The following is a 12,621-nucleotide window of genomic DNA, read 5'->3' as shown; positions in this document are numbered from 1 at the left end:
CCGATGCCTAGCAACCCCACGCACAACCCCACCCGCCGCGATCTCTTGAAGCTCGGCGCGGCGTCGCTGGCGCTGGCGGGCCCGCCACGCGCCTGCCTGGCCCGCGAAGGGGAAGCCCCGACGGGCAGCGAAGAGTACGAGATCTGTGCGTTCGAGAAGTTCATCCAGGACCTGAGCTACGACGAGCTGTCGGACGCCCTCGCCGAACTCGGTTTCGATGGCGTCGAGGCGACCGTCCGCCGCGGGGGCCATGTGCCGCCGGAGCGTGTCGGGACCGAGCTGCCGAAGCTCGCCGCCGCGCTCGAGCGGAACGGCCTGAAGGTCACAGTCATGACCACCGACGTGCGCGACGCGTCGGACCCCCTCGCCCGCGAAGTGTTGCGAGTCGCGGCCGACCTCGGGATCGAGCGTTACCGGATGGGGCACTTCCGCTACGCGAAGGACGAGCCGGTCTTGGAGCAGCTCCAGCGGCTGCGGCCGGCCTTCGCCGGGCTCGCCGACCTCAACCGGCGGCTTGGGCTACAGGGCCTCTACCAGAACCACTCCGGCTGGCGGTACGTCGGCGCAACGCTCTGGGACGCGCACCGCTTGATCGACGGGATCGACCCGGCCGAGCTCGGCGCGGCCTTCGATATCCGGCACGCGACGGTCGAGGCGGGGCTGTCGTGGCCGCTGCTCTACGAGCTGATGCGGCCGCACATCGGCGCGGTCTACGTGAAGGACTTCCGTTGGAACGGGAGGAAGGCCGAGAACGCGCCGCTCGGAGCGAGGGTCGACCCCGAGTTCTTCAAGATGCTGCGCGCCGACGACTACCGGGGACCGATCTCGCTCCACGTCGAGTACCTGCCCGACGGCGACACCCGGGCCAATCTCGAGGCGCTGCGCGTCGACCTCCGAACCCTCCGCGGTTGGCTCCAAGCCTAGCGGACAAGCCTAGCGGCCTAGCGGACAAGCCTAGCGGCCTAATGGACCAGTGGACCGTGCCGCCGGGGCCGCTTCAGCGTGAGCGCCGAGCGCGTCGCAGCACGGCCCAAGCCAGCGTGGCCTGCGTCGCGGCGGCGGCGGCGGCCGGCTCCGGGACCGATTCCGTCGACGGCGCAGCGGCCAGCGTGCGTCCGAAGCGCTCCCGCCAGACCGCGTAGTCCGTGCTGCCGACGAAGCCATCGGCGTTGGCGTCCGCCGCCAAGCCGGGGCCGCCGAGCCCGCGCGTGTCGCGCCAGACCGTGTAGTCGGCCGCGTCGACCACGCCGTCGCTGTTGAAGTCGCCGGCCAGATAGTTGTCGTACGTGAAGGTGGAGCCGGGGCCCACGTCGGCCGCCGTGAGCGGCCGGCGCGAAACGTCGGCGCCCACGTCGGGGAAATTCTCCGAGTACAGCAGCCCCAGCGCGTTGCGCTTCAACCCCGGATCGACAACCCGCACGCCCGTCGGCGTGCTGCCGGGCGAGCCCGACCCGGTCGCCCAGACGACGTTGCCCTCCCAGGTTTGGTCGGTGGCGCCCTTCAGGTCGATCGCCTTGCCCGCGGTGCTCCAGATGAGGTTTTCGACGAACGTGTTGTCCTTCGGCGGCAGGCTGTGGCCGGACACGCCCCTGCGGAGGTCGAAGTCGATGCCCGCGTCGGCGAAGCCGAGGATCGTGTTGTTCTCGATCAGGTAACCCTCGGCCGGGTTGGCTTGGCTGATCTGCGGGTAGGGGACGTCGCCCCAACCGAGGTTGATCGCCTCGCCGCGGTCGGTGGTGTTGAACCCGCCCTCGAAGTAGTTGTTGCGCACCTCGCCATCGCCGTGCAGCAGGGCGATCGGCAGCGCGTCGAAGAAGAAGTTGCCGATGTAGTCGTTCTGCCGGCCGGTGCGTACGTCGGCCGCGCTGCGCGCGTCGCGGACCGTGTTGTCCTTCAGCAGGTTGCCGCTGGTCTTCATGTGGACCGTGTAGTTGTGCATCCGCTCGAACAGGTTCGCCTCGATCGTCGTCCGCTGGAACGGGTCGGGCGGGCTCGTGTTGGCGCCCTGCCCCAGCTGCAACGCGCGACCCATGTCGTGGAAGTAGTTGTGGCGTACCACGTTGTCGAGCGACGGCGTCGAGTCCTTGTACGCCCAGACCTGGATCATCCGGTACGGCTCGGAGTCGTCCGGCGCGGTGAACTCATTGCGTTCGATGATGTTGCGGTTGGAGTTGACGGCCACGCGGACGGCGGCCGCGTCGAGGTTGTGGTTGTAAACGCGGCGGAGCGTGTTGTTGCGGAACACGGTGTCGTCGACGCTGTTGAAGCGGATCACGTAGTCGTTCGACCCGTTGACCGTGACGTCCTCCCACACGAAGCCGTCGACCACGAGCCAGTCGCGGTTGATCCGCAGCTTCGAGCCGTTGCCGCGGAACACCACCCCGCCTTGCGTCTGCGCGCGGAGCGTGATCGGCGCGTCGGCGCGGCCGTTTTCTGCGGGGCGGAAGTCGATCGCGACGTTGTTGTAGACCCCGTCGCGGAACGTGATGACGTCGCCCGCGCGGGCCGCGGCGATGGCGTCGCGGAAATCGGTTGCGTCGACCAGGTACTCCGCGCCCGTCGCGGGAGCGAGCATCGCGAGCGCGGCCAAAACGGCCGCAAGGCTCCGCTTTTCCATCGGTGGCGTTCCTAGAAAAGGTGGGGCGGCCGATCCCTCCCCCCCGGGGCGGAGGCGTCTGCCTACGAGGCGCCCGCATCGCTATAAACTGTCGTCGCAGCGAACCGGCAGCTTCGGTTCGTTCGACGGCGGAAATCAGCGGGCTGCTGCTCGAGTCTCACTGAGATCTCAGAAAGCCTAATCGAGCTTCTCAAACGCATCTACTCCCGCGGATCTTTTTTGCCCTATCGCCGTGGCGCCCTGCTTGCGCCGGCGGGGCCTGGCCGTGTTCGGTCGAGGGACCACCGCGCCCGCCGGGCGCCGGCCAGCGCGTATCGACGCCCTGTCTTTCGACGGAGAACTGGCAGTGAGAAACCCCATGACGTTCCCCCTCGCCGCGGTGTGCGTGGCGGCCGCGATCCTCGGCGGATTGACCGGCGCCGCCGCGGCAGCGCAGGAGCGGAGCATTTCGCTGGACGAGTTCCGGGACCGCGTGCGCGGGGGGTGGGCCGGCAAGATGATCGGCGTCGCATACGGCTACCCGACCGAGTTCGACTCCAACGGCGCGATCATCGAGTACGAGCTGGACTGGGAAACCAACCAGGTCGCCAACGCCCTCGAGCAAGACGACCTGTACGTGGGCATGACGCTCGCCGAGACGATGGACCGGCTCGGCCTCGACGCGACGACCGAGCAGTACGGCGAGGCCTTCAAGCAGTCCAAGTACAAGCTCTGGCACGCCAACGCGGCGGCGCGCCGGCTGTTGAACCTCGGCGTCAAAGCCCCGATGTCGGGCCACCCGAAGCACAACATCCACGCCAACGACATCGACTTCCAGATCGAGGCGGACTTCATCGGCATGATGTGCCCGGGCTTGCCGCAGCAGTCCAACCGCTACTGCGACCGCGTGGGCCGGGTGATGAACTACGGCGACGGCCTGTACGGCGGGATGTTCGTGTCCGGCATGTACGCGGCCGGCTACTTCGACAAGCGGCCCCAGAGCGTCGTCCGCGCGGGCCTGGCCTGCCTGCCGGCCGAGAGCGAGTACGCGCAGCTGATCCGCGACGTGGTCGGGTTTCACGAGCGTTCGCCCGACGACTGGCGCGCGTGCTGGCGGCACATCGAGCAGCGGTGGAACAAGCACGACTCGTGCATCGACGGCGCCCTCGAGCCGTTCAACATCGACGCCAAGCTCAACGGCGGCTACGTCGCCCTCGGCCTGCTGTACGGGAACAACGACTTCGCCAGGACCATCGAGATCGCCACCCGCGCCGGGCAAGACTCCGACTGCAACCCGTCGACCGCCGCGGGCGTGCTCGGCGTGATGCACGGCTACGACTGGATCCCGGAGAAGTGGAAGGCCGGGATCGCGAAGATCGAGGGAGACAAGTTTAAGTACACCCAGAGCTCGTTGGTCGAAATCTGCCAGTCGACGGTGGACCGCGCGCAGAAAGTCGTCGAGTCGGTCGGCGGGCGGGTCGAGGACGGCAAGCTGATCGTGCCGGTCGAGGACCCCTCGCCCGCGCCGCTCGAGCAGTGGTCGATGGGCATCCCGAAAGAGCGCCTCGCGTACGGCGACGCCGCCTTCTCCTTCGGGCAGGGGTGGTCCGAAGGGAGAGGCCGGCGCTTGGCCCACATGGTCGCCGATAGCAAGGGCGCCGAGATGACGCTGCGGTTCAACGGAACCGCCGTCGCGTTGGTCGGCGACTGCCTGACCGACGGCGGCCGCGCCGAGGTGTTCCTCGACGACGAGCCGGCCGCGCCGATCGACGCCTACGCCGCCTGGGCCACCCGCGACAACGCCCTCTGGCACGCCTACGGCCTCGCGCCGGGGGACCACACGCTGCGGGTGGTCGTGAGCGGCGACGCGCATCCCAGCTCGACCGGCAAGCGTGTGCTTATCCACGGGGCCGTCGTCTACGCCGACGCCGACCCCCGGCACTCCCAGCCCGCGACCCACGCGGCCGAGTGACCCCGCAACGCAGTCCGTGACCTCCTAATCCGCTGGCGTCCGTGGCAAACACGCAGAAGCTCGCCACTCAGAAGCCGCCGTTCCAGCAAGCGGCGGCCGCGCCGATCGTCGTGCTCGGCAGCCTGAACATGGACTTCGTCGTGCGGGTCGACGAGCTGCCCGTCGGCGGGCAGACCGTCATGGGCCGCGACTTCCAGACCCTGCCCGGCGGCAAAGGCGCCAACCAAGCGTGTGCGGCTGGAAAGCTCGGCGGCCGGACCACGATGGTCGGCCGCGTCGGTGACGACGTGTTCGCCCAGCGCCTGCTCGACAGCCTGGCCGGCGCGGGGGTCGATGTCTCGCTGGTGCAGAGGACTCCCGGCTGCTCGACCGGCGCGGCGACGATCTCGGTCGACTCGGCGGGGCAGAATCAGATTATCGTCGCCGCCGGCGCCAACGGCCGCGTCGGGCCGGGGGATGTGGCCGCTGCGTTCGAGCGGCTGCCCCGCGATGGTTTCCTGCTGCTGCAGCTCGAGACCCCGCTCGAAACGGTCGCCGCCGCGGCTCGGGCCGCGGCTTCTCACGGGCTGCGCGTCGTGCTCGATCCGGCGCCGGCCCAGCAGCTCGACCCGTCGCTCTTGGGGCTCGTCGACATCCTCACGCCCAACGAGACCGAGGCCCACCGGCTGCTCGGCCAACCGCGCGACCACGTGTCGCCGGAGGAGGTCGCCGAGGTCGCTTCGGCGCTGCTCGAGCTGGGGCCTCGGGCCGTGATCCTCAAGCTCGGCGAGCGTGGCGCCTGGCTGCAGCAGCGCGGCCGCGGCCAAGCCTTCCCCGCGCCGCGGGTGCACGCGTGCGACTCGACGGCGGCCGGCGACACGTTCAACGCGGCCCTGGCCGTGGCCCTCGCCGAGGGCGCCGAGATCGACCTGGCGATCCGCTTCGCCAACGCGGCGGCGGCCTCATCGGTCACCAAGCCCGGCGCCCAGACGTCGGCCCCGACGCGGGCCGAGGTCGCCCAGTTGTTGCAAGGCCAGCCGGCCCACGCCGGCCACCAAGCGGTGATTGCGTTCTGCCAGTCAGCCGGCTAGAGGCTCTCGGATAGAGAAGGAAAAAAGTGGAGGCGGCGGGAATCGAATGAGAATGCTGAAAATCGTAACGATGGATCAGCTAACGACTTAAGTGATTCTCCGCAGTCACTGTCCACATCTGGGCCACGTACAGGCGACACCGATCGTCAACGCGTGACATCAGAGCAGCCACCCGGTTGCTCCTCAGCGATCGAATATATCGCCGACCGCTGGCCACAGCTACCGCCGCATATTCGTGATGCGGTGATGACACTCATCGACTGCGCTTCTCCTTCCGACATGAGCGAAGGAGGTGCGTCATGAAGCCTCCTCTTGAGCAGCAGCTCTTTCCAGCCGTCGTAAGCGACCTCGACCAACTGGTCAGTCGGGGACTTCGCTTCTCGACGTTCTATTGCGACCCACCCTGGCCGTATCAAAACACGGTCGCTCGGGGAGCAGCCGAGAAGCACTACGCCACGATGCCGCTGGATCAGCTCGCGGCGCTCCCTGTGCCAGCCCTTGCGACGAAGAACGCCCACCTGCACCTCTGGGCAACGAGCGGATTTCTTCGCGAGGCTTTGGACCTCATGCATGCTTGGGGATTTGTCTACAAGTCCGCTCTCATCTGGATCAAGGACCAGATCGGAACGGGCAACTATTGGCGAATGGCCCATGAGTACTTGCTGCTAGGCGTCAAAGGCAGTCTCTGTTTCCGGGAACACTCTCATCCAAGCTGGGTTTGTACGCCCCGGCGGATACATAGCCGGAAGCCGGGAGTCTTTCGCCACTTGGTGGAGAAGGTGAGTCCGGGTCCCTATCTCGAACTCTTCGGACGCGAAGAGATTCCCGACGGCAAATGGACCGTCTTCGGCAACGAGGTTCAGTGCAGCTACTGGTAGGCGATCGCATTCGCCCTCTCCCTGCATTTCCAATCTTAAGGAGTCAACGATGGAAGAACGTCTAGATTCGGTGGTCACAAGCTTGCAGACGGAGGAAGAAGCACTTCAAGGACGCAAGTCCACGCTTCGCAAGCAGGTCGATGAGATCGACTTTGCCCTCAAGCAAGTCCGAGCAGCTCTGACGGCTCTAGGGGTCCGAACGAGCGGCAAGTCAGGTGGTCGTCGTGCCTCTGCTAAACCCTCACCCGACAAAATAAGCGTACGCGAGGCCGTCGTCGGATCACTTGACGGTCACACGCTTACGCTTGAACGGCTCCGAGGCGAAGTCGAGCGGCGTCTGCAAGAACAAGGCTATTCGCGTATGGGCTTGGCTCTTCGCCTTAAGGAGGTGCTAGCCGAAAGCGAGTTTGTAGAAACGCCCACGGGATACCAGTTTCAGCACGCTAGTGAGCCGCCGAGTCCTAGCGATCTAGCGGGCTAGCGACCTTCGTTCCTCAAGTAGCGTGCGCTCCGCCATCTAACGGGGCCTGTAGGCCTTCGGCCCAGAGGGCGAGCCCCGTCAGTCGTCGGGCGAACATCACTCTCAATCATCAACAAAGGTGACCCCATGTCCACAACCGCTGAAAAACTTCCGCAGGACTCACGCGTCGAAGCGACTCGTAGAGAACTGCTCCCAGACACCCGCGAATCGCGCACGCACAAGTTCAAAGTCGGTGACACCGAAGGCTACCTCACCGTCGGGCTCTATCCAGATGGACGTCCTGCGGAACTCTTCGTCAAGGTCTCCAAGCACGGCACCACCGTTTCGGGCCTGCTCGATGCGATTGCCGCGCTGACCAGCATCGCTCTTCAGCACGGAGTAGCACTCGATCTGTTGGTGAAGAAGTTCGAGTACATGCGCTTCGAGCCTAGTGGATGGACCACGCACGACCAAATCCACTCGGCACATTCTCTCGTTGACTACATCTTCCGATGGCTCAAGCTGGAATTTCCTAGGGATGAAGACACAGTGGCAGACGACAAGTCGTAGGCCGCCGTCCACTTGGTTTGTGCCTCATCGACTGTCGCAGTCCTAAAGCGACCAAGTGAGGTCGGCGACTCTCGGAAATCATCGTGTCTGCTTCCTTGCTGGAGGTCTGCCCAGAACCCTTCTTGCGGGAGCCAGAAATCTGACGATCCTGCTCCTCGTTCTCTCTAACACCAGGCCTTAACCGATCGATTGCTCACGCTTTTCTATGCCATTGCCCCAAGTTCTCGCGTTGGTCCCGGCGGCCGGTCAGGTCGCACGCCAGGCTTGCCTGTCATTTGACCTGAGTGCTCCGGCTTCTCGCCGTTCCCAACGCTCACGAGGGGAATGTCCTCCGGTGCAAGCTTTAGTTGTCCACCAGCACTGGGTGAGTGAACAAACTAAACCTTTCTCAAACGGAGGAACAAACAATGGCTAAGAAAAGCGCTCACGAAATCCGCATCGGTCGAATCAAGGCAGTGATTTGGGAGAACGAAACTTCCGCAGGCACACGCCACAATGTGCAGATTCAGCGGCTCTACCGCCCTGAAGGTTCTGAGGAGTGGCAGACTTCCGACAGCTTCGGCCGCGACGACCTGCTGATTGTTGCCAAGGTCGCCGACCTGGCTCATTCCTGGGTCTACGACCAGCGAAAGTCTTCTTAGGCAAAACCCGGCCGGGCGGCCCTCGGGTCGCCCGGTTTTCTGTGCTCTAATGCATTTGTGCTTGATGCGCCCCATCGAACTGCGAGAATCCACCGAGAGATTTGCGATGCCTTACCAGATCGAATGGTCATTGGAGAAGCTCAGCAATGGCGAATGGCTCGTTGATACGAACCCGCTCCCGCTTCCTTGGGAAAAGGTGCTTGCCGACCTAGCACTAGAACATCGTGTGACTGAGGAATCCGCCTCACTGCACCTTTACAATCTAGCGACGCTACAGCACTACCCACCCGACGCGTCCGGCAGGCAGGTTGACGGCAACACTCCAACCCAAGGATGGATCTCGGTCGCCGCCATTCTCAAGTCAGACTGGATACACTTGCCCTTCGCGCCGGAGTTCTCTAGCGACCCCTACCTTGCAATTGAAGAGTGGCTTCGCCGTCTCGCGGTGCTCACACCACTGGAGCACTTCCGATATGCGTTCAAAATGCAGCACGCTTACGACATCAACGAAGGTGAATTGTTTCGACGACTCGGAGGCCTCCGAGAATCTGCTAAACAAAGCAACGTATGGCGTAGCGGGTGAGGGGAGGCTTGCTGGGGGCAAGTGGGCTTCGTTCCCTTCATCCCGCACGGCCCAGGTCTTGGCGAGGCCATACGGGATGAAGGGAACGAAGCACCGAGACTGGCGAAGTTTTTCCGGGGCCTGGGCCACCCTCCCCTGTGGGGCGAGGGGAGGGGACTTGGGCAGTCTTGCCCGGCCAGCCTCTTCAGACGCAGATAGACGTGACGATTCGTTCCATCACGCGCCAAGCCTAGGCTTGGCGGTGCCTGTCTGCGGCAAAGAAACCCTACCTCGATCACCATCTGCGGATGTGCTAGACTAGATAGGTCCAGTAAAGCATGAACAACTAGGGGATTAGCGTTGTTTCGTCGACGCCAGTAACCCTGCAATAACACTCACCTCCCAGCAATGCCACTTAAGCCGATAGAATGGAGCGTCGTAGTCGCCGGTCGATGGAATCGCGCTATTCTAACCCCTGCCGGTATCGGCAAACACCTCTTTCAGGTTCCTGAAGGGACTCCCCTGGAGGTCATGCTTCCGATAGATATCATTGCCCCGCCCCAGGTCCGATACGACGGAGTAACAGTAGTCGCCTCGAATGAACGTCTTCTCCTACTTCCTACGAAATGCTCGTACGATGCCCTGGAGAAAGCAAGGAATCTCGCCAGGCGAGCACTCATGGAACTCCCAAAGACCCCCGTATTCGCTGTTGGCGTCAACGTAAAATTCTCGACCACATCGCCCATACAATCCATTAGTGACACTGTACATACAGACTGGGATGATTCGCTGTCCGACAATGACTTCACAATTGCCGACCGGACAGTGACCCGTAGCCTGAAATGGGATGATTCACTTATCAATGTAGCGATATCGGAGTCACAATCTCTAGAGCAGTCGCTCCAACTCAACTTTGATCACAAAGATGACGATTCAGATAAGCAAGTAAGATGGCTTGAGTTGCCCATCAATGACATAAGCAACCAAGTCCGGCGAATTCTCCACGACACCGTGGGCATTGCAACGGAGGATCTAGAACATGAAGCACCTGAGTGACGCGACGACCGCGGACGGTTCCGTCAGCAACGCGCAATACAGAACAGTTGAGCAAATCAAGTTTGCCTCGCCGATGCCCACCACCATTGTAGCCATAGCTTCACAACAGCCCCGGCTGGTTACCACTACAGCAATGCACGGATCGATTCAGCTCCGCTATACTCCACGTCAAGAGAAGGCGACTTCCCAATCCACATCCTGACATTTCCGCATGCCATCTCATTGGACATACACAGGTGTTCAAAATCACGACGACCTACGCCAAGGTGATATAATTCGTCGTACTGATAGCTTGCTTAAGTTGTTGGAGGGTGTGCACGCGCACTTCTGCGACGATCGCTATACGGCCTTTCTCGTCGTCACGCAGTCTTGTGACTTGGTGCGTCGAAAAGAGGGGCTGTGCAAGGCACAACACATAAGTCTTGCGGTGATTCGTGAGCTGGAGCCTATACTACCGACTCTGATCCGAGACGTTTGCGGCACCGACCGCGACGGCGTCTACGACCAAGAGCAAAAGTTCCTGGCCGTCCAGCGGCTTGTAAAGATCGTTAACCAGAATGCTCAGTCATTGGGACTTTTTTATCTACATCCGGACGGCGACGTAGGAATCGCAACGAAGTCGGCTGCTTTGATACGCGTAACCATCGCTTTGCGTAACGAGCACTATCCCTTGTTAACAGATGCGAGGTGCGGACGGCTATCCTCAGACTACGCGAATAAGCTCGGGTGGCTGGCTGGCAATCTTTTTTCGCGCGTTGCGACTCCTGACTGGGAAGATCAAACCAGCAACGCAGACGCGTCCGGGGAGCTTGCGCAGCAACTCTTGAGCGCTGTGACGGATGGCGATGGACAGAATTGGGTTCCTGGAACCTGGCTCAAAGCCGCTAGAGACAAGGGTGTATCGCTCGATGATATCGCGCCAGACTCAATGCTAGATGCGATCAAAGAATATGCACCACCAGCCCCACTCGATATTGTCTCCAGTCGGGTCGAGGCCATTTCACGAGAACTTGTCGTTACGGACTTGTTGCGCCGCTTTGTTGCAGAAGACACTCCGTGGAAGGAGGCAACTGCAGCTCAAATAGTATCGCTATGCTCGACCATTGCTTTGAAGGATGACGAGAAGGTAAGAATGCAGGAGGCAATCGCTGTAGACGAAGCCTTTCTTTCCCAGCTCGGGCACCAGCTGAGCGGTGAGCTCAAGAAATCTTTCGCGGGAAACGCCGACAACCCAATAGCCACTTTTACCGCGCGAGCAATTGAGATCCAAGGCTTTATTCCGCCAGCAAAGAGAGCGCTAAAAGATCTACTTGAATCGGAAGGATTCGAGCAGTCAAGCACTGATGCAATTCTAGAGGCCTTGGCGTCTGCCAAATGTTTCGCTACATCTCCCTGGGGCCGACTAGAAGACACCGTCAGCTCTGACGAGTCAAACTCTCGTATTCGAAAGATTATTAATCGGCTACAGAATGACCAACAGGTACGAGCTGCCTTGTCTCGCTGAAAATCACCGTCGCGCGTTGCATCCAACCGACGCTTTTCCGGTTGGTGCCTTTTGTGATACATAAAGGACGTTATGAATCACAAAAGCCTCGTGTCCAACCGTGTCCAAGAACGACGATTCTAGCAACGTTCCTACGGTTTCTCCTACCGCCTCGCTTATCGCTCCGCGATTGATCGAATCGGCCGGTCTAAGAGCGAAGCAGCGTTTCTTTGAGTTCTTCACCGCAACAATCAGAAACAGGAACACTCGCGAGGCTTACGCTCGTGCCCTTTCGGATTTCTTCGCTTGGTGCGATGACCACGGCTTCGAACTATTGGCGATCGAACCCATCGTAGTTGCCAGCTACATCGAATACCTTGGCGCCATCTATTCGAGCCCAACCGTCAAGCAGCACTTGGCCGCGATTCGGATGTGCTTTGATTGGCTCGTTGTTGGGCAGATTCTACCTATGAATCCGGCCTCGGCGGTTCGTGGCCCTAAACACGTCGTGAAACGCGGCAAGACGGCAGTACTTAGCGCCGCGGAAGCCCGGCAGCTACTGGACTCCATAGACTGCTCAACTGCCGTCGGACTTCGCGACAGAGCGCTTATCGGGCTGATGGTATACAGCTTTGCCCGTGTTTCGGCTGTGCTCGGAATGAGAGTCAACGACTACTATCGCCTTGGCAAGCGAAGCTACTTCCGACTTCATGAGAAGGGCGGTAAATTCCACGAGGTACCTGCCCACCACAACGCGGAAGAGTACCTAGACGCCTATCTCGAAGTAGCAGGCTTGAGCGTCGACCCTACCGGTCCCCTCTTCCGCACAGCCGCGGGTCGCAGCGGACTTCTCACAGCTAATCCGATGACGCGGCAGGATGTCTTCCGCATGGTCAAGCGACGTGCTCGCAGAGCGGACGTCAGCGAGCGAATTAGCTGCCACACGTTCCGAGCTACGGGGATCACCGCCTACCTTGAGAACGGCGGCACGATCGAGAAAGCTCAGGCTATTGCTGCCCACGAGTCGCCTCGAACAACGAAGCTCTATGACCGGACAGGAGATGAGCTTACGCTTGATGAGATTGAGCGAATTTTGATCTAGCTTGAGAATACGAGCATCGCTGGTACATATATATCCGCGACGGAACATTGTAGTAGTAGTAGAACGCTTCAATCCGAGTAGCCTGCAGATTCTTATTGCCCCTCGCGCCGCCAACGAGCTCCTTTACAGTCTGAGTTGAGCGGTCTTGAAGAAGGAGAGTTTGAGGCGGTGGTCGCGTGCCTGATCGTTGAGCGATTCGTGAACCGCGTCGTTGAGTTGCTCGACGTCGTC

General features: G+C 61.7%; 12 protein-coding genes. 11 read left to right on the top strand and 1 reads right to left on the bottom strand.

The window, feature by feature from the left end; genetic code table 11:
• The first annotated feature begins 3 nt into the window (after positions 1-3).
• Positions 4-924: a sugar phosphate isomerase/epimerase family protein gene (locus RIC11_RS19515; protein WP_350214073.1), complete on the top strand. Its 921-nt coding sequence runs from the start codon at positions 4-6 to the stop codon at positions 922-924.
• Between the two features lie 73 nt (positions 925-997).
• Here RIC11_RS19515 and RIC11_RS19510 read toward each other — a convergent pair whose 3' ends face one another.
• A complete protein-coding gene (locus RIC11_RS19510; protein ID WP_350214072.1) occupies positions 998-2,617 on the bottom strand; it encodes a chondroitinase-B domain-containing protein in 1,620 nt (539 codons plus the stop codon).
• A 358-nt stretch (positions 2,618-2,975) separates the two neighbouring features.
• On the opposite strand from RIC11_RS19510, the gene RIC11_RS19505 reads away from it, so the two are divergent.
• The 10 genes from RIC11_RS19505 to RIC11_RS19460 all read left to right on the top strand — a co-directional run bounded on the left by RIC11_RS19505 (position 2,976) and on the right by RIC11_RS19460 (position 12,390).
• Complete coding sequence (locus RIC11_RS19505; RefSeq protein ID WP_350214071.1) at positions 2,976-4,568, top strand: ADP-ribosylglycohydrolase family protein; 1,593 nt, start codon at positions 2,976-2,978, stop codon at positions 4,566-4,568.
• 41 nt (positions 4,569-4,609) lie between these two features.
• Complete coding sequence (gene rbsK, locus RIC11_RS19500; RefSeq protein WP_350214070.1) at positions 4,610-5,638, top strand: ribokinase; 1,029 nt, start codon at positions 4,610-4,612, stop codon at positions 5,636-5,638.
• A 299-nt stretch (positions 5,639-5,937) separates the two neighbouring features.
• The gene (locus tag RIC11_RS19495) at positions 5,938-6,516 is read left to right on the top strand and encodes an MT-A70 family methyltransferase (RefSeq protein WP_350214069.1); all 579 of its coding nucleotides are present in this window, start codon (positions 5,938-5,940) and stop codon (positions 6,514-6,516) included.
• A 49-nt stretch (positions 6,517-6,565) separates the two neighbouring features.
• The gene (locus RIC11_RS19490; RefSeq protein ID WP_350214068.1) at positions 6,566-6,997 is read left to right on the top strand and encodes a hypothetical protein; all 432 of its coding nucleotides are present in this window, start codon (positions 6,566-6,568) and stop codon (positions 6,995-6,997) included.
• A gap of 126 nt (positions 6,998-7,123) precedes the next feature.
• On the top strand, positions 7,124-7,546 hold the full coding sequence (locus tag RIC11_RS19485) for a TSCPD domain-containing protein (protein WP_350214067.1): 423 nt from the start codon (positions 7,124-7,126) through the stop codon (positions 7,544-7,546).
• Between the two features lie 407 nt (positions 7,547-7,953).
• Positions 7,954-8,187: a hypothetical protein gene (locus tag RIC11_RS19480; protein WP_350214066.1), complete on the top strand. Its 234-nt coding sequence runs from the start codon at positions 7,954-7,956 to the stop codon at positions 8,185-8,187.
• Between the two features lie 106 nt (positions 8,188-8,293).
• Positions 8,294-8,770: a hypothetical protein gene (locus tag RIC11_RS19475; RefSeq protein ID WP_350214065.1), complete on the top strand. Its 477-nt coding sequence runs from the start codon at positions 8,294-8,296 to the stop codon at positions 8,768-8,770.
• A gap of 387 nt (positions 8,771-9,157) precedes the next feature.
• Entirely contained in the window at positions 9,158-9,805 is a 648-nt protein-coding gene (locus RIC11_RS19470) for a hypothetical protein (protein ID WP_350214064.1), read from the top strand.
• A gap of 292 nt (positions 9,806-10,097) precedes the next feature.
• On the top strand, positions 10,098-11,309 hold the full coding sequence (locus RIC11_RS19465; protein ID WP_350214063.1) for a hypothetical protein: 1,212 nt from the start codon (positions 10,098-10,100) through the stop codon (positions 11,307-11,309).
• 100 nt (positions 11,310-11,409) lie between these two features.
• Positions 11,410-12,390, top strand: coding sequence for a tyrosine-type recombinase/integrase (locus tag RIC11_RS19460; protein WP_350214062.1), 981 nt, complete (start codon positions 11,410-11,412; stop codon positions 12,388-12,390).
• Positions 12,391-12,621: the final 231 nt, after the last annotated feature.

It is taken from the genome of Botrimarina sp., assembly GCF_040219535.1.
Taxonomy (GTDB): Bacteria; Planctomycetota; Planctomycetia; order Pirellulales; family Lacipirellulaceae; genus Botrimarina.
Note: the sequence above shows the minus strand (reverse complement) of the source record. Positions and strands in the feature narration are given on the sequence as shown.

What these genes read in the sequence shown, in the direction of transcription:
- RIC11_RS19505 (WP_350214071.1), top strand. Translation starts at nt 2,976, where the DNA reads ATGACGTTCCCCCTCGCCGCGGTGTGCGTGGCGGCCGCGATCCTCGGC.
- RIC11_RS19470 (WP_350214064.1), top strand. Translation starts at nt 9,158, where the DNA reads ATGCCACTTAAGCCGATAGAATGGAGCGTCGTAGTCGCCGGTCGATGG.
- RIC11_RS19515 (WP_350214073.1), top strand. Translation starts at nt 4, where the DNA reads ATGCCTAGCAACCCCACGCACAACCCCACCCGCCGCGATCTCTTGAAG.
- RIC11_RS19480 (WP_350214066.1), top strand. Translation starts at nt 7,954, where the DNA reads ATGGCTAAGAAAAGCGCTCACGAAATCCGCATCGGTCGAATCAAGGCA.
- RIC11_RS19490 (WP_350214068.1), top strand. Translation starts at nt 6,566, where the DNA reads ATGGAAGAACGTCTAGATTCGGTGGTCACAAGCTTGCAGACGGAGGAA.
- RIC11_RS19510 (WP_350214072.1), bottom strand. Translation starts at nt 2,617, where the DNA reads ATGGAAAAGCGGAGCCTTGCGGCCGTTTTGGCCGCGCTCGCGATGCTC.
- RIC11_RS19485 (WP_350214067.1), top strand. Translation starts at nt 7,124, where the DNA reads ATGTCCACAACCGCTGAAAAACTTCCGCAGGACTCACGCGTCGAAGCG.
- RIC11_RS19475 (WP_350214065.1), top strand. Translation starts at nt 8,294, where the DNA reads ATGCCTTACCAGATCGAATGGTCATTGGAGAAGCTCAGCAATGGCGAA.
- RIC11_RS19495 (WP_350214069.1), top strand. Translation starts at nt 5,938, where the DNA reads ATGAAGCCTCCTCTTGAGCAGCAGCTCTTTCCAGCCGTCGTAAGCGAC.